This window comes from Scopulibacillus darangshiensis (genome assembly GCF_004341035.1).
Classification (GTDB): Bacteria; Bacillota; Bacilli; order Bacillales; family Sporolactobacillaceae; genus Scopulibacillus; species Scopulibacillus darangshiensis.
The window spans coordinates 32,002-53,567 of record NZ_SLXK01000019.1 but is presented as its reverse complement, the minus strand read 5'-3'; the positions used below and the strand labels follow the sequence as shown (position 1 = coordinate 53,567).

The 21,566-nt window shown below is 42.9% G+C and carries 24 protein-coding genes; 12 read left to right on the top strand and 12 right to left on the bottom strand.

Translation table 11 applies throughout. The features are described 5' to 3' along the window. Positions 1 to 76 precede the first annotated feature (76 nt). Positions 77 to 1,507, top strand: coding sequence for an amidase (locus EV207_RS13240; protein WP_132746632.1), 1,431 nt, complete (start codon positions 77 to 79; stop codon positions 1,505 to 1,507). Positions 1,508 to 1,637: 130 nt separating this feature from the next. On the opposite strand, the gene EV207_RS13235 is transcribed toward EV207_RS13240, so the two are convergent. Continuing rightward, positions 1,638 to 2,396, bottom strand: coding sequence for a fumarylacetoacetate hydrolase family protein (locus EV207_RS13235; RefSeq protein WP_132746631.1), 759 nt, complete (start codon positions 2,394 to 2,396; stop codon positions 1,638 to 1,640). 75 nt (positions 2,397 to 2,471) lie between these two features. Here EV207_RS13235 and EV207_RS23090 point away from each other — a divergent pair, with 75 nt between their 5' ends. Then, positions 2,472 to 2,630, top strand: a complete 159-nt coding sequence (locus tag EV207_RS23090; protein WP_165886936.1) for a hypothetical protein — start codon at positions 2,472 to 2,474, stop codon at positions 2,628 to 2,630. A gap of 38 nt (positions 2,631 to 2,668) precedes the next feature. On the opposite strand, the gene hutH is transcribed toward EV207_RS23090, so the two are convergent. After that, positions 2,669 to 4,192 carry a histidine ammonia-lyase gene (gene hutH / locus EV207_RS13230; RefSeq protein WP_132746630.1) on the bottom strand — a complete coding sequence of 508 codons (1,524 nt, stop codon included), beginning with the start codon at positions 4,190 to 4,192 and terminating at the stop codon, positions 2,669 to 2,671. Positions 4,193 to 4,715: 523 nt separating this feature from the next. Between hutH and EV207_RS13225 the strand changes: the two genes are divergently transcribed. The 4 genes from EV207_RS13225 to EV207_RS13210 all read left to right on the top strand — a co-directional run bounded on the left by EV207_RS13225 (position 4,716) and on the right by EV207_RS13210 (position 9,542). Further along, complete coding sequence (locus tag EV207_RS13225) at positions 4,716 to 6,215, top strand: spore germination protein (protein WP_132746629.1); 1,500 nt, start codon at positions 4,716 to 4,718, stop codon at positions 6,213 to 6,215. Positions 6,216 to 6,239: 24 nt separating this feature from the next. Then, positions 6,240 to 7,334 (top strand): GerAB/ArcD/ProY family transporter, encoded by a 1,095-nt coding sequence (locus EV207_RS13220; RefSeq protein WP_132746628.1) that lies wholly within the window; start codon positions 6,240 to 6,242, stop codon positions 7,332 to 7,334. Continuing rightward, on the top strand, positions 7,331 to 8,440 hold the full coding sequence (locus EV207_RS13215) for a Ger(x)C family spore germination protein (protein ID WP_165886941.1): 1,110 nt from the start codon (positions 7,331 to 7,333) through the stop codon (positions 8,438 to 8,440). The genes EV207_RS13220 and EV207_RS13215 overlap by 4 nt, the downstream gene beginning before the upstream one ends. 85 nt (positions 8,441 to 8,525) lie before the next feature. Then, positions 8,526 to 9,542, top strand: coding sequence for a DUF3231 family protein (locus tag EV207_RS13210; RefSeq protein ID WP_132746626.1), 1,017 nt, complete (start codon positions 8,526 to 8,528; stop codon positions 9,540 to 9,542). A gap of 45 nt (positions 9,543 to 9,587) precedes the next feature. On the opposite strand, the gene EV207_RS13205 is transcribed toward EV207_RS13210, so the two are convergent. Then, positions 9,588 to 9,794: a DUF1657 domain-containing protein gene (locus EV207_RS13205; protein ID WP_132746625.1), complete on the bottom strand. Its 207-nt coding sequence runs from the start codon at positions 9,792 to 9,794 to the stop codon at positions 9,588 to 9,590. Positions 9,795 to 9,925: 131 nt separating this feature from the next. Between EV207_RS13205 and EV207_RS13200 the strand changes: the two genes are divergently transcribed. Next, the gene (locus EV207_RS13200) at positions 9,926 to 10,108 is read left to right on the top strand and encodes a cold-shock protein (protein WP_132746624.1); all 183 of its coding nucleotides are present in this window, start codon (positions 9,926 to 9,928) and stop codon (positions 10,106 to 10,108) included. Between the two features lie 85 nt (positions 10,109 to 10,193). Here EV207_RS13200 and EV207_RS13195 read toward each other — a convergent pair whose 3' ends face one another. Next, on the bottom strand, positions 10,194 to 10,379 hold the full coding sequence (locus EV207_RS13195) for a hypothetical protein (protein WP_132746623.1): 186 nt from the start codon (positions 10,377 to 10,379) through the stop codon (positions 10,194 to 10,196). 412 nt (positions 10,380 to 10,791) lie between these two features. Between EV207_RS13195 and EV207_RS13190 the strand changes: the two genes are divergently transcribed. The 5 genes from EV207_RS13190 (at position 10,792) to EV207_RS13170 (ending at position 13,116) form a co-directional block, all read left to right on the top strand. Then, positions 10,792 to 11,157 (top strand): cupin, encoded by a 366-nt coding sequence (locus EV207_RS13190; RefSeq protein WP_132746622.1) that lies wholly within the window; start codon positions 10,792 to 10,794, stop codon positions 11,155 to 11,157. Then, positions 11,154 to 11,693 (top strand): ribonuclease FAU-1 family protein, encoded by a 540-nt coding sequence (locus EV207_RS13185; RefSeq protein WP_132746621.1) that lies wholly within the window; start codon positions 11,154 to 11,156, stop codon positions 11,691 to 11,693. The genes EV207_RS13190 and EV207_RS13185 overlap by 4 nt, the downstream gene beginning before the upstream one ends. Continuing rightward, positions 11,690 to 12,163, top strand: coding sequence for a GNAT family N-acetyltransferase (locus EV207_RS13180; protein WP_243647063.1), 474 nt, complete (start codon positions 11,690 to 11,692; stop codon positions 12,161 to 12,163). Before EV207_RS13185 ends, EV207_RS13180 begins: the two co-directional genes overlap by 4 nt. A 62-nt stretch (positions 12,164 to 12,225) precedes the next feature. Next, complete coding sequence (sspL, locus tag EV207_RS13175) at positions 12,226 to 12,369, top strand: small, acid-soluble spore protein L (protein ID WP_132746620.1); 144 nt, start codon at positions 12,226 to 12,228, stop codon at positions 12,367 to 12,369. A gap of 210 nt (positions 12,370 to 12,579) precedes the next feature. Further along, positions 12,580 to 13,116 (top strand): hypothetical protein, encoded by a 537-nt coding sequence (locus EV207_RS13170; protein WP_132746619.1) that lies wholly within the window; start codon positions 12,580 to 12,582, stop codon positions 13,114 to 13,116. Positions 13,117 to 13,161: 45 nt separating this feature from the next. On the opposite strand, the gene copZ is transcribed toward EV207_RS13170, so the two are convergent. From copZ to EV207_RS13130, 8 genes are all read right to left on the bottom strand, one after another. Continuing rightward, the gene (copZ, locus tag EV207_RS13165; protein WP_132746618.1) at positions 13,162 to 13,368 is read right to left on the bottom strand and encodes a copper chaperone CopZ; all 207 of its coding nucleotides are present in this window, start codon (positions 13,366 to 13,368) and stop codon (positions 13,162 to 13,164) included. A gap of 14 nt (positions 13,369 to 13,382) precedes the next feature. Further along, a complete protein-coding gene (locus EV207_RS13160; protein WP_132746617.1) occupies positions 13,383 to 15,800 on the bottom strand; it encodes a heavy metal translocating P-type ATPase in 2,418 nt (805 codons plus the stop codon). Between the two features lie 19 nt (positions 15,801 to 15,819). Next, a complete protein-coding gene (locus tag EV207_RS13155) occupies positions 15,820 to 16,149 on the bottom strand; it encodes a metal-sensing transcriptional repressor (protein ID WP_279389193.1) in 330 nt (109 codons plus the stop codon). Between the two features lie 99 nt (positions 16,150 to 16,248). Beyond that, on the bottom strand, positions 16,249 to 17,007 hold the full coding sequence (locus tag EV207_RS13150) for a sulfite exporter TauE/SafE family protein (RefSeq protein ID WP_132746615.1): 759 nt from the start codon (positions 17,005 to 17,007) through the stop codon (positions 16,249 to 16,251). Between the two features lie 14 nt (positions 17,008 to 17,021). Then, the gene (locus EV207_RS13145; RefSeq protein WP_132746614.1) at positions 17,022 to 17,846 is read right to left on the bottom strand and encodes a YihY/virulence factor BrkB family protein; all 825 of its coding nucleotides are present in this window, start codon (positions 17,844 to 17,846) and stop codon (positions 17,022 to 17,024) included. 72 nt (positions 17,847 to 17,918) lie between these two features. After that, positions 17,919 to 18,701, bottom strand: coding sequence for an alpha/beta hydrolase family protein (locus EV207_RS13140; RefSeq protein ID WP_243647062.1), 783 nt, complete (start codon positions 18,699 to 18,701; stop codon positions 17,919 to 17,921). Between the two features lie 5 nt (positions 18,702 to 18,706). After that, positions 18,707 to 19,258: a Uma2 family endonuclease gene (locus EV207_RS13135; RefSeq protein ID WP_132746612.1), complete on the bottom strand. Its 552-nt coding sequence runs from the start codon at positions 19,256 to 19,258 to the stop codon at positions 18,707 to 18,709. Positions 19,259 to 19,384: 126 nt separating this feature from the next. Next, on the bottom strand, positions 19,385 to 21,049 hold the full coding sequence (locus EV207_RS13130; protein WP_132746611.1) for a glycerol-3-phosphate dehydrogenase/oxidase: 1,665 nt from the start codon (positions 21,047 to 21,049) through the stop codon (positions 19,385 to 19,387). Positions 21,050 to 21,566: the final 517 nt, after the last annotated feature.

Below are 21,566 nucleotides of genomic sequence, written 5' to 3'. Positions count from 1 at the left end.
CTGGCATTTTAAAAAGGTGAACAGATCAACTATAATGTTGTTAACAACCATAATGCGAAAAAGGACGAAGAAATCAATGACAGACATTCACTCTTTAACAGCCGTAGAACTGTTATCCAAATATCGATCAGAAGAATTGACACCTGTTGAAGCCGTAAAAGCCCTTTTTGAGCGGATTGAAAAGTATAATCCCGAGATTAACGCGTTTGTCACTTTGAATAAAAACGGCGCCTTATTACAGGCTGAACAGGCTTCCCGGGTGTACAAGCATCAACACCCTGCGCGGCCGTTGGAGGGCATCCCGGTAGCTATAAAGGATTTAACACATACAGAAGGCCTTCGGACAACATATGGCAGCCCGGTTTTCAAAGATAATATTCCGGATCGGAATGCCACTATAGTTCAAAGGTTAATAGACGCCGGAGCGATTATCATGGGAAAAACCAACACCCCGGAATTTGGTTATAAAGCGACGACAGACAATCCTCTCTTTGGTCCGACGCGGAATCCTTGGAATATGGAAAAGGCTGCTGGAGGATCAAGCGGCGGTTCAGCGGCTGCTGTTGCCGCGGGTTTTGTACCCATTGCCGAAGGAAGTGATGGCGGCGGCTCGATAAGAATTCCTGCAGCTCTTTGCGGTGTCTATGGTTTCAAACCTAATTATGGCAGAATCCCGCATGACAATCATTTGGATGGTGTTTTTGGATCACATGAGCCGTACCTTCATTTTGGCACACTAAGCCGCTCCACCCTCGATGCCGCGCTTATGTTTGACATCATTCAAGGCGCGGCGGATACCGACCCATTCTCGCTGCCGGCTTTACAAGAATCAGCTTATAATGCTTTAGAACGTGTTGGAAAAAAGCATTTTAAAATTGGCTGGACAACTGATTTTGGCATTTATGAGATTGACGCCGAAGTCAGATCGTTATTCGAAGCGGCGGTTCAGAAACTCGAATCGACCGGCTGCGTGGTCACCCCGCTCCACATTAACATGAAAAAGACTCTGCCTGAGTACATTCATTACTTTGAGACATTATGGACTGCGGGTCTTGCAGCCGGAGCAGGGGATCTTTCCGAACAACACCCTGATAAGCTGTCCAAAGGTTTTAAAGAAATGGTTGAGAGGGGGAGAAAATTATCAGCTGTTGAATTTAAGAGCCTCGAGAAATACCGATCGTACTTATGGCATACATTACAAGATGCCTTTCAAACTTACGATGTCATTGTTTCTCCGACCCTTGCTGTCACTGCCTTTAATTATGACTTAGAAGGTCCCGGTCATATTAATAGCAAACCAATTAAAACTGATTCAGACTGGGTCATGACTCAGATCTATAACTTGACAGGCCATCCCGCTATGTCTATTCCTATCGGTTTTAACCATGAGCATCTGCCTGTGGGCATGCAAGTGTCCTGCCGGCGTCTGCATGACATTGACCTGCTCCAATTTACTAAAATGGCCGAAAATGTGCTTCAAACCGAGACATTGACGACACTTTTTTAACTAAATATTAAATTCAACTTGAATAATTTTGCATTCGGATGGCGTTTTACCATTTTGTTACTTATGAAGACGCTTTTGCACCTTTTTACGGTATCGTAAGGAAACGAAGGGCTACAAGCCCTTCGTCCTTTTACCCTATTATCTTATTTCTAAGCTGTCCAATTCCATCGATGTCAATTTCCACTTCATCTCCAAGGCACAATGGACCAACGCCAGCTGGTGTTCCTGTCAGTATGACATCTCCTGGGTAGAGCGTCATTACTTCAGTGACGGCCGCAATAATTTTTTCTATAGAATGGATCATATCCTTCGTTGTCCCGTCCTGCTTAACTTCACCATTTTTCTTTAGCCTAACTGACAGGCTTTGGGGATTGAGATTCGTTTCGATCCATGGACCGATGGGCTTGTATGTACGAAATGACTTGGCTCGGGTAAACTGCCCGTCCTTTTTTTGTAAATCACGATCTGAGATATCATTCGCACAAGTGTAACCAAAAATATATGAAGAAGCATCCTCCTCACCCACATCCTTGGCCTCTTTTCCAATGACAATGGCAAGCTCTGCCTCATAATCAATCCGGTGACCGTCGCGGGCAAGTTGTATCTCATCATTTGGACCAATAACAGCACTTGGCGACACCATGAACATCATAGGTTCTTCAGGAAGCTTTTTATTTTGTTCCTTTGCATGGTCACTATAATTTAGGCCAATCGCAATAACCTGCTTTGGGTCGACTGGGCATAACAGCTGGACCTCATTCAAAAAATGGACGCGATCCGTTGGAATGGACACCTCATTATTGTAGGATCCGACCAATTCAATCACCCGATCAGCATCCACCATACCGTATTTCACTTGGTTATCATCTAAGAAACGGCAATATTTCATATTTATTCTCCTTTCTCTATACTTTCTTATTTATTTTATCATAATATTAAGGCAAGTTGATATTTAAGGGAGGCGATGAAAATCAGGGAACCAGTCGGTCCTTGCATTGACTGCGGGAAAATGGTCTATTGCGTCAGCGGCTTTCTAAATGGCATCGTTCTCGACAATCATAACATCCGCTGCTACGATTGCCATGAAGAAATGGAAGGGCTCGAAAAAGAAGAAGGAGAGTAAAGGGTCAATGCCCTTCCCACTCTCCTTCGTGTCCTTAATTATAAAACCTTTTCCTGCTCAGTTTTGGTGAACAAAGTATTCCAATCCTTTGTTAGCAGCCATTCAGCCAATTTTTCTATATCCTTTGAGAACACACGGTCATTCTCTACAACCGGCGCCTGCTCCCTTCCATTCTTATAAATCGTCTTAGTCATCGTAGCCATTTTCGTTTTATCTCTATATTCCAGGGCCTGCATTGCGCAAAATAGTTCAATCGCCAAAACTCTTCTCACATTCTGAATGATTTGATGGGCATGTCTGGCACCGATTGTTCCCATGCTGACATGATCCTCCTGATTTGCCGATGACGGAATGGAATCAACACTTGCCGGATGAGCCAATGTTTTGTTTTCCGATACCAACGAGGCGGCCGCATACTGTAAAATCATAGCCCCTGATTCCAGACCCGGTTTGCCGCTCAAAAACGGCGGCAGATCATTAAGCTGTGGATTCACTAACCGCTCGACCCTCCGCTCAGATATATTGGCCATTTCTGCCATAGCTATACCAAGAAAATCCATTGCAAAGGCAATTGGCTGCCCATGGAAATTCCCGCCCGAAATAACTTTCTCACCATCATCAAAAATAAGCGGATTGTCAGTTGCAGCATTTATTTCTATTTCTAATTTTTCTTTGACATAATTCAATGTTTGCCATGTTGCCCCGTGAACCTGAGGAATGCATCGCAGCGAATAAGCATCCTGAACTCTAACTTCACCCTGTTCTGTCGTCAGTTTGCTATCTTTTAAATATTCGCGCATGCGGCGGGCAACATCGATTTGTTCAGCGTACCCTCTTGCTTGATGAACGTCATCATCAAAAGCAGTTATGATACCGTTGAGCGCTTCTATAGTCAATGAAGCAATCCCTTCCGCCTGGTTAACGAGATTGAGCGCCTCATTCATTGCTACAACACCTTGAGCGGTCATCGCCTGGGTGCCGTTAATCAAGGCGAGGCCTTCTTTGGCTGTTAATGTTAACGGGAAGATGCCAAGCTTTTGGAAGACCTTCTCTGTTGGTGTGCGTTCACCTTCATAGAAAACCTCGCCTTCCCCAACCAAAACTAAAGCAAGATGCGAAAGAGGCGCTAAATCACCGCTTGCTCCAAGCGAACCCTGCTCAGGAATGACGGGATGAACCTTTTTATTCAACAGCTCGATCAATCTTTCTATTAATACCGGGCGAACGCCAGAAAAGCCCTTCATAAGTGCATTGGCGCGCAAAAGCATCATCGCACGGCTTACCTTTTCAGGGAAAGGTTTTCCGACACCGCAAGAATGGCTGCGGATTAAATTAATTTGCAGGTCTGGAGCGTCTTCTTTATTGATAAGGACATCACTCATTTTTCCAAAACCGGTCGTAATACCGTATACCACTTTACCTTCCTGAACAATTTTCTCAACAGCCTCCCTGCTCTTCACGACACGCTTCATGCTGTCTTCGGAAAGCTGAACCTCTTCGAAATCATCTAATACCTTCTTAACCTGGTCCAAAGTCAAGTTATTTCCGTCTAATATAATCATGATGCCACCCCTTCTTTGTAAATTAAGATTTAACCATACACTTGCGTAAAAAAACAAAAAGAGGCCGCACACTGATCGATTAAATAAATCAGTGTACAGCCCCCTGATAACTAAATGCTATGGGCATTAATTAAATTAGTTTCCTTCACTAAAAAAAGAATAGATAAAACTTCGTCTAATAACTCATCACTATCTTTATTGTATCCGCATACAAACACGGTGTCAATAACCAATCGTTTACAAATGATTAATTCAAGCCCGCTTGGTTAAACTATCAGCAAAAATAATAAAAGGCGGAAATGATGTTGTCAACCTTATTGTATTTAAGCTTTTGGCCGCTTGTTATTTTATTTTTCATTTTTGTTCAATTTAGATTGCACATGCTTGCACTACTCAGTATGTATTGTTTGCTTGTCTGGTTTCTGTTCATACCCCTTTTAGCTATTTTTTTTGAAGAACGAAAGGGTGAAAACCACAATGAGCACCCATGAATAGGCAAGATATAAAGAAAGGGGGGAAGAAGATGTTTTGGCGAAATAGGCAAAAAAAGATCCCGACTAAACAGGAGAGAGCAGCAACGATTAAAGACCTTTTTCATGATCTTGAAGTATCCAATGATTTTACAACATTTGAACACAAAAAAGAGACCATGTCTTGCTGGATTTCCTTTTTCAAAACATTAGTGGATGTCGAATATGTCCACCGGGATGTTCTCCCTTTTATTTATGAAGGAAAGATCCAAAATTTAAAGGATATTAAGGCGAATCTCCCTGTGGAGGATATCATCCTAACTAGGGATGCACACACAGTGCAAGAAAAAGTCATGCAAGGGTATATTGTTGTACAAATGAAAAAATATGATTCCGAATGCTTAGTTTTCTCTGCCATTGCTATACAAGGAAGACAAATTGATAAACCTGAAATCGAAACGAGCATCATCGGCCCGAAAGAAGCCTTTGTGGAATCTATTGATGCCAATTTGAACCTGGTTCGTAAGCGTGTGCCAATCCCTAAATTCCATGTCAAAGAAATTCAGATTGGTAAGATTTCCAAAACAAGAGTTAACATGCTTTATATCGAAGGGATCGCAAATAAGGAAAATGTGAACACTGTCCTGCAAAGATTAAACGAAATCGAGTATGATCATATGATCGATGCCGCTGTCCTATCACAGATGATGGGGGATAATCAGCATTCACCCTTTCCACAATTCATTGATACGGAAAGACCTGACCGTGTCGCTGGCACGTTGTATGAAGGAAAGATCGTTATATTAGTGGACGGTTCACCGCATGCGTTGACATGCCCGACAACAATTGTCGAGTTCTTCTCAGCTTTCGATGATTACTTTCTTGTTTGGCATTTTGCTTCAGCCTTTCGTCTGCTGCGCTTATTCGCGGTCGCCTTTTCCGTCTTATCATCACCAATGTATGTCGCGGTCTTGACTTATCATTATCAGCTGATACCGAAAGATCTTTTGCAAACACTTATTTCATCGAGAAGCATGATCCCTTTCCCGCCCTTTTTAGAAGCTCTCATTCTCGAACTATTGATCGAGCTCTTAAGAGAAGCCGGGGCAAGGCTGCCGACCAAGATCGGTCAGACAATCGGTATTGTGGGCGGTATTGTAATTGGGACGGCTTCGGTCCAAGCCGGCCTGACAAGCAATGTATTGCTTATCATGGTTGCAGCGGCAGCCCTTGCATCATTTACAACACCGAATTACCTGATGGGTACAACCATTCGTTTAATCCGTTTTCCTTTTCTTATTGCTGCCCAGCTCTGGGGCATTATCGGAATCGCTCTCTGCTTTGGCTTTTTCGTTGCCCACTTACTAAAGTTAACGTCATTGGGCAGACCTTATATTGAACCGATTTATCCTTTAAGAATGACCGACTTGAAAGATGCGTTTATCCGCTTGCCTTATGGCAAACAATCGACTAGGCCTATGTTTCTCCGGCCGCAAGACCCAGGCAGATTTAACTACGACCGTGCCCGGGAAAAAAATGATATTGACGAGTAAGCAAGACGTAGTGGGAGGGATTTGATGAAAACAAATATAAGTGAAAAATCCCAAGTTTCTCCGGTTATGACTTTATTCCTTATTCATGCTATGCAGGTCGGGGTCGGTATCCTAGGCTTTGAACGGTATATTTCTGCCATTGCCGGCCATGATGCCTGGATGGCAGTCATTACTACCGGTATCAGCACTCATATTGTTCTATGGATCATGTACCGACTTTTGGAGAAAAGTAGTGGCGGTGATCTTATCGCACTTCAACAGGAGCTTTTCGGGAAGTATATCGGCTGGGGACTTAACTTTTTAGTTCTCATCTATTTCCTGAGTTTTGTATTAACCATATTAAGAACATACATTGAGGTCATCCAAGTTTGGATTTTCCCGGAATTTTCAGTGTGGGCACTCGGCTTTATCATCCTTCTATTAGCCCACAGTTTCGTTATTGGCGGCTTTCGAACGGTGACCGGCATCTGTTTCTTGAGTTTTATATACGGTGCTCCATTATTTATTGTAAAATATTTCCCGTTGCAGTACGCCAATTTTAGCAATCTCATGCCGATTATGGAGCAATCACCTCTTGCCATATTAAAGGCGACAAAAGTCATGACACTAAGTTTCTTAGGATTTGGTCTTTTTATGCTGTATTATCCATTCATTAAACGGCCGAAGCAGTCAAAGAAATGGGCCCACTTTGGTCTGCTGACCACGACCTATACATATTTAGTAACAGCACTCGTTTCATATGTCTACTTCAGTCAAGGACAATTAAAGCATACGATTTGGTCAACATTATCATTATGGAAAATCGTCAGTTTTCCAGTCTTTGAACGATTTGAATATGTCGGTATCACCATTTGGCTATTTGTTGTCCTTCCGAATATATGTCTCGGGATTTGGGCGGTCACACGGGGTGCCAAACTCTTGTTTTCTGTAAGACAAAAAATCATCATACCCACTGTCTTAATCATCCTGTTTATTTCTAATGGCCTTTTTCAAAACCGTATCCAAGTTGACACTCTGAACAGTTTGATTTCAACAGTTGGTTTTTACTTTCTCTATGTTTATATTCCTTTCATATTCATTTACCAATGTGTCCTGTTAAAAGTGAGGAAGCCATCATGAAAATTAAAAAGTTATGTTTGCCAATACTTTTATTATTCATACCGACCGGCTGCCTGCATTCTACTGTCATTGATGACATCAGGCTCGTTCAGGCCATCGGTTATGATTATGTCGGAGATGATTTGGTTTTAAGCACGGTCGCCGTCCCTAACTACACCATGGGAGGGGGAGAAAGCGGCGGAGGACCCAGTTCCTCAGCGACAACGGATTCGTTTTCAGTCATCTCTCACACTGGTAAGGCGATCCCGACAAAAATGCAAACGAAGGCACAACAACCTTTAAAGCTTGGCAAAGTGAATACCATATTATTTGATGAAGATTTAGCCAAGCATGGCATAGATGATTTTGTCGATTATCTCAATCGCGACCCTGTAATTGGCCGAAAACTTTACTTAGCTGTCGTTGACGGCAGCACACAGGAATTGCTTTCCGGCCAATATGAAGAGAGTCAAGCCGTCTCCATTTATTTAAATGATTTGATAAAACAAAACATCAAATATAATTTGCCTAGAATGAACTTGCATGAATTCCTATATAGTTATTTTGGGCAAGGCAAAGATCCAATACTGCCGATTTTGAAGAAATCAGGTGATCATATTGAAATTACAGGGATTGCCCTATTTAGAAATGGGAAATATGTTGGCAAGATTCCCATCCCTAATAAGACTTTTATTTTTAAACTCATGTCTCAGCCTTTTGAAGGGGGTGCATACGAATTTTATTTGAAAAATAATCCATCAGCATATATTTCAGTCCTAAATACGGGTTCCAAAGTGACATATAGCGTTAAAAACGGTAATAGTGCTTCACCGGATATTCTTATCCACGTCAAAATGAAAGCTATCATTACAGAGGCACCTCTAAGGTCAAACCCAAAAGAATATATTAATAAAATATCTAAGGCAATGGAAAAGGACATTGAAAAACAAGGTGAACAATTGGTGGAAAAGTTCCAAAAGATGAGTGTTGATCCCCTTGGTTTGGGTGCTAAGACGAGAAGTCAAACAAGAGGCTGGGATTTTGAGAAGTGGAAGGATCATTATCCCAATGCTGATGTGAAGCTGAAGGTTGACATTCAAGTTAAGCAAACAGGCATCACCGAGTAATAATACTATTTACTGCAATCAAGACTGAATGACTTATCCTTTTTTGGAAATAGTAAAAAAGATGCATTTCTAAGGAGGACCGAAAATGACTGAAAATCATATACCTTTGACCTCGTCCGAAATAGCTTCTCTTTGGACATCTTATTTAAATAACACAATGAGCCATTGTATCATGGGTTATTTTTTGGAAACAGTGGAGAATGCCGACATAAAACCGATAGTGGACTATTCATATCAATTAACCAAGGAGCATACCACTTTTCTAAAGAACACTTTTTCTAAAGAAAACTTTGCAATGCCCGTCGGTTTTACCGACTCGGATGTTAATTTTAAGGCTCCTCCGCTCTATTCTGACGAATTTATCCTTGAATATATAAATCAGATGGCAAAGGTCGGAACATTTGTATATGGCGGTTTCTTGGCCATGAGTACTAGGAAGGACCTGAGAGAACATTTTTCTGCCTGTCTAGCCGGAACCATTAACTTATATAATTTGGGTACGGATGTCAGCTTGGAAAAAGGCCTCTATACTAGACCTCCGACCATCCCCGTACCATGCCAAGCTGATTATATTGACAACAAGTCCTATCTTAGCGGACTCAACCCCTTTAGTGAGAAGAGACCGCTAAATGCCATTGAGATTTCCCATCTTTTCCTTAATATTGAAACAAACCTCTTGGGGAGTTTACTGTGCACCAGCTTTGCTCAAACGGCTAAGGATGAACACGTGAGGAAGTTCATGGTAAGGGGCAAAGACATCTCGAAGAAACATATTAAAGTTTTTGGTGAGACATTATTGAAAAGTGAGATTGAGCCCCCAATGGCATCATCATCAACATGCCTGACTGCTTCAACGATTGCCCCATTTTCCGATAAACTGATGATGTTTCATATCGACTTCTTAAGTGCCGGAGGAATGGGGAACTATTCAACCGCTGGCGCTGCAAGCCAGCGCACTGATGTCATCTTAAATTATCAGAGGTTAGCAATAGAAATCGGCAACTTTGCTAAAGACGGCGCGGATATAATGATAAAAAATAACTGGATGGAGCAGCCTCCATGTGCACCTGACCGGGATAAGCTGATAAATCAACCTAAATAATTAAAAAGAGAAGGTTAACTATTCACCTTCTCTCCTTTTATGGCTTTATTGTTGATTATATTGGGGTTCTTGGCCTTGTATATACTGAAGGCGTTGATTCAAGCCGTCCAATATGGTTTGTTGGGATTGGGCCATTGCTTGGTAGGCCTGCTTCGCATTTTGATCCTGTGTTTCTAAAGCAAAGCTATGAAGGTTGGCTAATGTGCTTTCACAGCTTGCAATTGACTGTTGGATTTTATTTGCAACTGTCATATAAATCACCTCCCCTATTAACATGTCTTTAGAAAAACGGAAATATGTAATGATGGCGGGGGTTCATTTATTTTATTTATTTGGAAATATAGGGTATAATAATAGTAATACCTAGAAAGGGGATCATTGATATGGCGTTTAATAAAGGCCCGCAAGAACCGGTTCCTGAAGCTGAAACTAATGTTTGGTCCTGCACAAGCGAAAGCTGTTCAGGCTGGATGAGAGACGATTTTTCATTTGAGGACCATCCAAAATGCCCCCTATGCCAAGCCGAGATGGTGAAGGAAGTCAGGGTGTTACCCGTATTGGATTAACTCACATCGTTTGATATTATTTATAAAATGCAAGTAGCGCCATTCCATACTCGCGGAAATGGCGCTTTTTGTGCATTATCAAGCCTTATTTCATTTTGTTGTCGATTAGCGCTTCGATATCTTTCATAAGGGCTTTGTTGTTCTCGACAATTATTTTTTCCAGCCCAATTCGCAGCTGATCGATTGTTATCGTGTCACCGCTTTTTAAAATATATTTATCAAGCAAACGTTCCAAAGCAATAGGGTCAATGCCAATATTCTTTTCTTCCATATGTATCATCTCCTCTCAGTTATTATTCCCTCTTTTAATACGTAAATAAACATACTTAAGCTTATGCATTTTCATCCAGGGGATTTGCGTCCTCATTTCGATTTATGCGTCTTCATCTGGGGGATTTGCGTCCTCTTTCGATTATGCGTCTTCATCCGGGGATTTGCGTCCTCATTTCGATTTATGCGTCTTCATCTAGGGATTTGCGTCCTCATTTCGATTTATGCGTCTTCATCTAGGGATTTGCGTCCTCATTTCGATTTATGCGTCTTCATCTAGGGATTTGCGTCTTCATCTAGGGATTTGCGTCCTCATTTCGATTTATGCATCCAAATGCGATCCTTAAGCCTAAAAAGGACTTTTGACCTTCACATAGAATGTTTTATACTGAGATGTGAAAGGAGGATGGCACATGGACATTTACCAATTTGAAAAAGTGGCCGGCAAAAAAATCACCCGCTTTGGCTCTGATTTTAATATGGCAAAAATTGTGGATGCTCAAGGTTCAATCCATATCGGGATGATGTTTCTCGGCGAAAATGGCTTAATTGGTGAGCACGAAGCTGTTGTTCCTCAGCTGTTCCTGGTTATTCAAGGGGAGGGCTGGGTTTACGGTGCGGGAAAAGAAAGAATGAAGATCACCGCCGGAGAAGCAGCCTTTTGGCATAAAGGAGAAAGTCACAGCTCTGGAACGGAGTCAGGGTTAACAGCGCTTGTCATCGAATCCGACGCATTGGATCCGCAAGCTATCATGGCCAAACTAAAAATAAAAGAATGAAGAGAAAATATGCTGACCGGCCGGGATGGGGCAGGATTTTAGATAAGACGATTGTTCTGCAGCACGATAAAGGCGACACATACGTCCATCTGTCATTGGTTAAAGTTCGAGACCCCTTGTTTGTCACTTATGGTGAAACAAAGTTAAAGATTGTAGATCATAACTTTACCTGGTTAGAATTTTTTCCGAAAAATGAAGGGTTCGTCATAACTGCTATGTTTGACGACAATCATCAGCTCATCCAATGCTATTTCGATATTATTCATCAAATTGGAATAGGGGAAAATGGCATCCCTTGGTTTGATGATCTGTATCTGGCCGTTGTCTTACTACCGAATCATAAGATAATTCTGCTTGATGAGGATGAACTTGATGACGCTTTAGAAGCTGGTGTCATCACAAAGAAAATGCATCAAAAAGCCTGGAAAAATGCTAAGAGTTTACTCCATTTCCTTGACCTGCATCCTGATTACTACATAAAGCTAGCCCAAGATCTGCTTTCCAAATTCAATGACATAGAGGAGGAATTATCATGACAGTATCACTCATTCCCATGACACAAAATGATTTCGCACAGTATACCTCATCCGCTATCAAGGAATATGCAGATGAAAAGGTGAAGGCTGGCACGTGGACGATTGATGAGGCTCTTACAAAATCGAGCCGGGAATATCAACGTTTATTGCCTGATGGTATGGACAGCCATCATCAATATTTATATGTGATAGCGGATAGCGAAGGGCGGAAAATAGGCTGGCTGTGGTATAAATTTGATGAAAGGCACCCGCAAAAGGAAGCATTCATATTTGACTTCAAAATATTTGAGGAAAAACAAGGCTTAGGATATGCCAAAGCGGCGTTAAGAGCGTTGGACGATCTTGCTGTCAAAAGGGGGATAAAGAAAATCAGTCTCCATGTCTTTTCACATAATAAAAGGGCCATATATCTATATGAAAAGCTTGATTATAAGGCAACTGATATTAATATGTCAAAATGGCTTGAGTGACTTCGCGCATAAAGAATAAAATTCCCCCACATTCAGCACCTTAATAGTGGAGGTGTTGTTAAATGACACATGAAAAAGAATTCCGGGCTCCCCGCGGTAAAACGGCATCAAGCGTGAATCCGCAAGGCCATAGCGAGGATGTCGCCGATCAACGGCCAAAGTCACAGCTTGAAGACAGAGCAAAAAAGAAAAATACCAAAGTTTAAAACCGCGGTGAACCCGCGGTTTTCCTTATGGACGCGACGTTTTTCCTGGGCGGCGCGCGTATATTCTCCGGGGCGCGCATATATTCCCGGCGGCGCGCATATATTCCCAGTGGCGCGCGTATATTCCAGAGGCGGCGCGCATGTCCCCATTTTTATTTTCTTTTAGGTAGTGTACAATAAAATGACTTGATTAATTAAAGGGGACATCACATGTTTGATCCGACTGTATTTGAGAATTTGAAGGTCGTTTTAGAGGGAGCTGTATATGAATTAGATCTGAGTGAAGTTATCGCGATTACCAATCGGACAAACATCATTGATCTGGCTAAAATGAACCGGGCCTATGGCTTATCTTTTGTTAGGGAAAATGGAACAGCTGAAGCGAGCCTGCTTATTGAGGCAAGCACCCAGACACTGTCAGCGGAAATCCTTGAGGAGGATTCAAAGAATGCTGCCTGTGATTTCAGCATAACATTTCATCTGCACATACAGCATCCGAAAAACGATTGCGAAGCCATCCTTTTTCTTATAAATAAATATTGGCGGCCATACCGTCCAGCCGTCACCCAGAACCTCTCACAGACTTACGGCGATGATCAGCATCTTTTCAAAAATGACGTCACACTTCTCTTTAAAGAAGGCATTGATGAGTCCAACATTGACGATATCCAAATGCTCCTTACCGCTGTGTTGGCGACCTTAGATGGCCTCGACCACAACTTTCCGCCAAAAAAGCAACCCAAATAATTTTAAAGGCAGCCCGTTTGATAAAACGTGGCTGCCTCTTATTTTTCAAACAACATCATAACCCTGATCTTCGATAGCTTCTTTCATTTGATCAAAAGATACTTTACCATCATGGAAAGTGACATCGACCTTGCCATTATCAAGATGGACCTTTACCTCTGATACACCGCTGAGCTCTTTTAAGGCATTCGTAACAGCCGCTTCGCAATGTCCGCAAGTCATGCCTTTCACATTAATTGTTGCTTTTTCCATAGTTGGATCCCCTTTCACAATTCTTTTAATTTTACACGCTTTAATCGCAATGCATTAGTCACTACTGAGACGGAACTAAATGCCATCGCCGCGCCGGCAACCCATGGTGCCAGGAGTCCAAGCGCCGCAATCGGAATGCCTATCGCATTGTAAAACAGCGCCCAGAATAGGTTTTGGCGAATGTTTTTCATTGTTTTACGGCTCAAGTCAATCGCTTTTGGGATATGAGCCAAATCACCGCTCATCAACATAATATCGGCCGTTTCAATGGCAACATCCGTACCCGTGCCAATCGCCATGCCGATATCGGCTTGTGCCAATGCCGGAGCATCATTGATGCCGTCCCCGACCATCGCCACCTTAAGCCCTTTATCCTGCAGCATTTTGACTTTATCCGCTTTGTCGCCCGGAAGCACTTCGGAAAAAACATGCTTAATACCGGCTTCATCGGCAATCGCTTCCGCCGTCCTTTTATTATCCCCTGTGATCATATAGACATCAAGTCCAAGCGCTTTTAATTGTCTGATCGCCAAACTTGAGGAGTGTTTGATCCTGTCAGCCACAGCGACAAGTCCGCTGATTTTGCCATCAAATGCAATAAGCATCGCGGTCTTGCCTTCGGATTCTAATTTAATCATCTGGTCGACGATTTCCCTATATGAAATGGCTTCTCTGTCAAGCAAACGGCGTGTACCGATTAAAAGCCGTTTACCGTCATATTCTGCTTGAATACCATAGCCTGGTATTGCCTCAAATGATCTGATCATCAACTTTTCAACAGCCTGTTCCTTGCTGTAATCTATTATTGCTTGTGCAAGCGGATGCTCACTTGACTTTTCAGTAGCGGCCACAAGAGCTAACAGCCTTTTTTTATTTCCCTCATCAAGTGCAATGAAATCAGTCACCTCGGGCTTACCATTTGTAATAGTCCCTGTTTTGTCCATTAATATAACATTCAGGGATTGTGTCGATTCTAAATATTCTCCTCCTTTGAAAAGAATGCCAGCCTCAGCACCCTTCCCAGTTCCCACCATAATGGAGGTTGGTGTTGCCAAACCTAGTGCACAAGGGCAGGCAATCACAAGTATAGCGATAGCGACTTCCAAAGCCCTGGATAAGTCGCCAGGAGAAGCGAAGATAAGCCAAATGGCAAAGACAATGACAGCGATCGCGATAACAATCGGTACAAAGATACCTGAAATAACATCGGCCATTCTTTGTATCGGCGCCTTTGACCCTTGGGCTTCTTCAACAATTTTAATAATCCCCGCAAGGGCAGTGTTCTTGCCGACCTTTTCTGCTTCGATTTGCAGCGTCCCATTTTTATTGATCGTAGAACCAATCACTCTGTCGCCGACCGTTTTTTCAACCGGAAGAGATTCACCGGTAATCATCGATTCATCAACTGAGGATTTCCCCTCAACAACTACCCCGTCAACAGGAATTTTTTCTCCAGGCTTGACAAGCAATAAGTCACCTACCTGGACCTCTTCGACTGGAATTCGTAATGCTTCTCCGTCTCTTATTACCGTCGCTTCTTTCGCCTGAAGATCAAGCAACTTTTTGATCGCTTCCGTTGTCCGTCCTTTAGCCCTAGCCTCAAACAATTTACCTAATAAGATCAAAGTGATCAAAATCGCACTTGTTTCAAAATACAAATCCGGCCGTGACACTCCGCCTGTCTGGTAACGGACAAGCTCCGCAACACTATAAAAATAGGCTGCCGAAGTTCCCATGGCAACAAGGACATCCATGTTTGCACTTTTGTTTTGCACAGCGCGTGCGGCCCCGACATAAAACGGCCAGCCGATATAAAACTGAACAATGGTTGCTAAAACAAATTGGAACCAAGGATTCATGAACAGTTCGGGAACCGGAAGCCCCGAATCAAAAGGTAAATGGGCGGCCATTGTATATAAAAGCGGCAGCGATAAAATAATTGAAATGATCAGCTTGCGTTCTTTTTCCCTTATTTCCTTTTTCTTATAATCTTCTTGACCTTTTTTATCCTTTTTTAAAACCGCTTCATACCCAAGTTTTTTCACCTTATCCATGATATCGTCAACCGACACGACCCCTTGCTCGTATTGTACGACACCAGATTCAGTCGCCAAATTAATGCTCGCTTTTGAAATGCCAGTTAATCTGCTCAATCCTTTTTCGATCCGCGCAGCACATGCAGCACAAGTCATGCCGCGAATAGCAAACTCCGTCTTCTCCGTTCTAACGCCGTAACCAAGCTTCTCAACTTTGGCAACAATATCATTCAATGTCGCTTTGTCCTCCTCAACGCTGATCTTGGCACTTTCTAGGGCTAGGTTAACGTTTGCCTCGACGCCGTCCATTTTGTTAAGGACTTTTTCGATCCGGGAAGAACACGCAGCGCATGTCATACCAGTGATGCCAAGCTGCCATTCCTTTTTTTGGGCCATTGTTTCACCCCACTCAACATTATTTTGAAAATTGCTGGATGACCTTCATGAGCTCATCAATATGATGAACACCCGCGCCTTCCTTCATTGCCGAAGCCACACAGCTTTTGGTATGCCGCTCTAATAAAGAATACCCTGCCTTTTTTAATGCAGCTTGTATCGCGGAAATCTGAATAAGAATATCCACACAATACCTGTCATCCTCCACCATTTTTTGCAGGCCTCTCACTTGACCTTCCACACGTTTCAGCCGATTAATAACCTTTTGCTTCTCCGCCTCTGTTCGCGGCACAAGCGGTTTCTTTTCAGGCTGCATCTCTATATCTGTCCGTTGTTCGCCGTGGGTCATTATCATCACACCTTTATTGGTTTTACACCCATTATACCCCCCTATAGTATAACAATGCAAGTTTAAAGCCCATTTAGCAAATGGACCTTATGTCTTTATTTAAAAGAAAAGCAGCTTTATGGCCATGCCCACAACCGCAACAACAAGGAACACCCTAATCAGTTTTTCCCCTTTGCTTACAGCCAGGCTTGACCCGATCCATCCCCCAATGGACATCCCAACAGCTAACGTCACACCAAGCAGCCAGTTCACTTCGCCATGATAAATAAAGATCAACAGGGAAACGAGGACATAAACACCGCTGACAAAGGTTTTTATCGCGTTAGAACGAACGAGTGACAGGCCAAAGATAGCAGTCAAGGCAGTAATCATAAAAAAGCCTGCTCCTGCTTGAATAAATCCTCCGTAAATGCCAATAAAGAAAAACACAAGTATCGCAATAATAAGCCGCCATTTGCTGTTTTCCTTGTCTTTCTTTTTTTGAGAAAGTCTTTTGCTCGGGTTCCATAAAATAAATATGACCGTGATGACCATCATAATGGCAAGGACTGTGTTGAACAGCTTGTCGGAGATTGTAATGGCAAGATTAGCCCCTACAATCGCCCCTATTATTCCGGGTATGGCAAGCACCGGTCCTAATTTCTTATCAAAATAACCCTTACGATAAAAATTAGTTGTTGCCGTCATGCTCATGACGACTATGGCGATTCTGTTTGTCCCATTTGCGACTGACGATGGCAGCCCCAGGAATATTAAAACAGGCAGCGTCAGCAGAGAACCGCCTGCCGCCATCACATTAATGATTCCAGCAACAATACCAGTGGCCAGAATCAAAACAACTTCAGTAAATACCGACATGTTTCTAACATCCTTTATTTCCTATTATTTTTCCTTGTTCTATAAAAAGCTGCATTAACTTCTCCGCCTATGATTAGCATGATGCCAGTAAGAAAAAGCCAAATCATTAGCACGATGACAGTGCCAAGGCTGCCGTAAGTTGCTGAATAATGGCTGAAATGACTAACATAGAAGGCAAAGCCTAATGAGATGGCTTGCCAGCCGATGGTAGCCGCTACTGCTCCGGTTAAGCCTTCCCGGAAATTAAACGTTTGGTTGGGAGCGAAGTGATATAAAACCATAAGCGTTAAAACCATAATAATAATCGCAGCCACCCACCGCAAAACATTGATTAACGAAACTACTGAATCAGGAATGTAGATGAAATGTTGTATAAATTCTAAAATATAATGACCGAAAATAGGCAATGCAAGTGTGATAACAATGATGAAAATTAATGCCAAGGTTAATCCAAGAGCCATCAATTTGACTCTAATAAATGAACGGGTTTCGTCGACACCATAGGTGCGATTAAGCGCCCGAATGAGAGCGTTCGTTCCGCTTGATGCCGACCACAAAGCGGCGATGATCCCAAAAGACAAGATACCGCCGTTTGGATGGTCCAAATAAGCCGTCACATTTCCTTCAATAAGCTGGCTCGTATCCCCCGGGGCATAGCTATCGATCATTTGGACAATCATATCTTGCGGCAAAGAAAGAAACGGGATTAATGAAATAATAAATAATAGCATTGGAAAAAGGGATAGTAAGAAATAATAGGCAAGTGCCGCCGCCATATCACAAACGCCATCTTCCTGCACATCTTTTAAAACTTGATTAAAGACCTTTTTCTTTCGCATCCATCCTCCTCCTCACCTATGACATGATTTCCCTTAATGCGTCATGAGTAAACGAAGGGTGATGTTTGGCCTTTACATATCCAATAGCTTTTTCACTTCTGCAAGAATGGTCGGCCAAGCCTCGGATTCCGGGTCTATCAATTTGTAGTGCTCGGCAGAAGGCATCTCAATTAGCCCGGCATTGTCACCCGACTCCTTGGCAGCTTGTATGTAATGATGACTGATCCCAACGGGGACTTCAATATCAAGGGAACCATGAATGAGCACCTGCTGGATGCCGATGGGCAGCAATTGAATCGGTGAGGCTTGTGCATAACGTTCAGGAACATCCTTTGGAGACCCTTCAAGAAAATCTTTTACTGGGTCGTTCTCCCCTCTTAACTCATGCACCTCTTGCATTAACGCCAGATCGCTCACGCCGGCAAGGCTTATTGCTCCGCATAATTTAATTGGAGCAGGGGAGACATTCAGTTCACTATCTTCAGGAAGATTATGGCGCCCGGCAAGCCAAAGGGCTAAATGACCTCCCGCTGAATGGCCGATTGTTATCACCCGATCCAAGTCAATATTAAAATCATTTTGGAGCTTCGGAAGATAATCTGTGGCACGTGCCGCATCGATCAGGGTTCCGGGCCAGCCGCCGGCATGTCCAACTCTCCGGTATTCAATATTCCATGTCGCAATACCCTTAGCCGTTAATGCTTCGCAAAAGTCATCCATCAAATCCAGACCATAGGCTGAGCGCCAAAAGCCACCATGTATGACGACTGCCACAGGAAATGGCCCGACTGAATCAGGCAAACGCAAATCGCCATATTGAAAGTCTTTATCGCCGTAATATTTTCGTTTTTTCATTGATGTCATCCTATCCTTTTTTGAAATAATGTCTCGAGTGGCATGTCGATGCACGCAAAGTTTGGGGAAGTGATGATATCATCCGTATTTAATACTTTTAAAAGCCGCAATTGACCGCTCTCCAATATGAACTGTTCTAGCAGCCGATAAATTGGGTCTATAATCCAATACTCCTTTACACCATAACGTTGATAGACAGTTTTTTTATCAATCTTATCTTTTTTTGCCGTCGATGGTGACAAGATCTCTACAATTAAGTCAGGAGCACCCTCAATCGCTTTATCCTTAATAATTGGTTGCCGTTCCCTTGATATAAAGACAAAATCGGGCTGTAACACATATTCATTGGAAAAAATGACATCTACAGGTGCAAATAAGAAGTCTCCTGCCTTAGAACAATGTTTCTCAAATGTCTTAGTTAAAAAACGCAGAATTCTTTGATGTTCGACAAGCGGTGCCGGTTCCATGACATTTAATTCGCCATTAATAAGTTCATATCGTCTCCCATCATCGGGCATCCCTAGATAATCATCATACGTCAGGCCGCGTGTCATCATATCCCCACCTTTACCGAAAATACGTTCCAAAATAAATATATCATGTATCAGATTTATTGGACAATCTATGATAAGGAAAAAGGAACAGACGCGAAAAGCCTTCTGTTCCTTTTCATAACTTACTATTTATTCCACTGGTGTGACTGCTTCTGTCAGTGCCAGCTCCAGTTCCTCGATATATCCGGCTCTTTGTTCATCTGACCAGCCAAAACGGTCTGACATGTAACGAATCACCGCTTCCTTCCATGTCTTTACCCATTGAATATGGAAGAGGGTTGCTCCCCGCCGGCGGGTGAAATAGTCGACTGGCGTGACAACCATCTCATTCTCGATCCCATAAATGACTGTTGCCAATATGTCAGCTGGCAAGCCGTATCTTTTTGCAGTATCTTTATTATCCTTGGCAATGTCAAAAATCCATTCGGCATTGGACCCATATTTTTCTGCAATCGCTTTTGCTTCTTCATCACTGAAGCCTTCATGAACACCTTTTTTCACCATTTCTCCAATAAAATCTTCGAAATGGCCGGATCCGCCGACATCACCTCCAGAAAGCTTGATGATGTCTGTCATGCACCTTCCAAATTCTCTGCCGTCTTCTTCATGCAGCTGTTGGCTGACAAGATCAACAACGCGTTCGGCCATCTTCCTGTACCCTGTTAGTTTACCGCCAGCGATCGTAATCAGATTCGAATTGGATACAAAGATCTCGTCTTTCCTGGAAATTTCCGATGGTGACTTTCCTTCCTCATGAATCAGCGGTCGAACCCCCGCCCAGCTTGATTCCACATCTTCAGCCGTCAGCTTCATCGTCGGGAACATGCCATTGATAGCCTCAAGAAGATAGTCACGGTCAGTACTTGTCATCCGGGGGTTGACCGGTTCATCTTTGTAAGTTGTGTCAGTTGTGCCAATATAGACCTTGCCTTCTCTCGGAATCGCAAAAATCATCCGCCCGTCGCCATTTGTTGTATCAAAATAAATCGCCTGGTCCATTGGAAAACGCCCGCCGTCAATGACAATGTGGATCCCTTTTGTCAGATGAAGGTATTTTCCTTTTTTCGAATGATCAATCTCTCTTAAATCATCGACCCACGGACCCGTAGCATTTACAACCTTCTTCGCGTAGATCTTATAAGTCTCATTTGTCAATAGATCCACTGCCTTGACACCAACGAGCTTTCCTTTGTCATCGTAAAGCAAGTCTTCCGCTTTCGTATAGTTCACGGCAGTCACACCCCGCGATACCGCCCCTTTCATCACTTCGATGGTCAGTCTGGCGTCATCTGTCCGGTATTCGACATAATATCCTCCGCCCTGAAGTCCTTCTTTTTTCAACATCGGCTCTTTCTCAAGTGTTTCTTCGCGGCTGAGCATCGTTCGGCGTTCATGCCTTCTTACCTTTGCCAAGAAATCATAGACTTTCAATCCAATGGACGTCGAAAATTTACCGAATGTCCCCTCTTTATAAATCGGCAGCAGCATCCACTCCGGTTGGGTGACATGCGGGGCATTTTCATAGACAATCGCCCGTTCTTTGCCGACTTCAGCTACCAGCTTTACTTCAAATTGCTTCAAATAACGCAATCCCCCGTGTACTAGCTTTGTCGATCGGCTTGACGTTCCCGCGGCAAAATCCTGCATATCAATAACGCCGGTTTGGAGTCCTCTGCTACTCGCATCCAAGGCGATCCCGGCTCCGGTAATCCCTCCGCCAACCACCAAGAGATCCAGTTGTTGATCTTCCATCTTATTTAGGTTTTCAGTCCTCTTAAGCCCGGAAAAAACCATATCCTTTCACCTCTATAAAAATATATTTTTTTATTAATGCAAAAGAAAGAGACCAAAATACACCTATTACTCTGTCCGGTATGGTCCGCATCAAAGCATAGGGTATAATGGTCTCTCAAATGTTCTCTTGACCGTTATTAACTTACCCTTATTATACCGCAGAAAGCCGTTTTTGCAAAGGATTAACCCTATGTTTTCAACATCGACCGTCTTTTTCTTATTCCCCTGATTAAACTTTTCATCCAAAAATGAAAAGGATTAATTATTTTACTGGGAGTATATGGATGGTTGGCATCAACGTTTCCAAAAGGAAAAAGGAGGAAAAACCCCTCACCGCCGTACCCAGTCCACGGGCACGAATAACCCCTATTCGTTACCGCAGAAGCGCTTTTTCCCAGTTCATGGGCACGAATAGCTCCTATTCGTTACCGCAGAAGCGCCTTTTCCCGGTTCACGGTAACGAATAGCTCCTATTCGTTACCGCAGAAGCGCCTTTTCCCGGTTCATGGGCACGAAT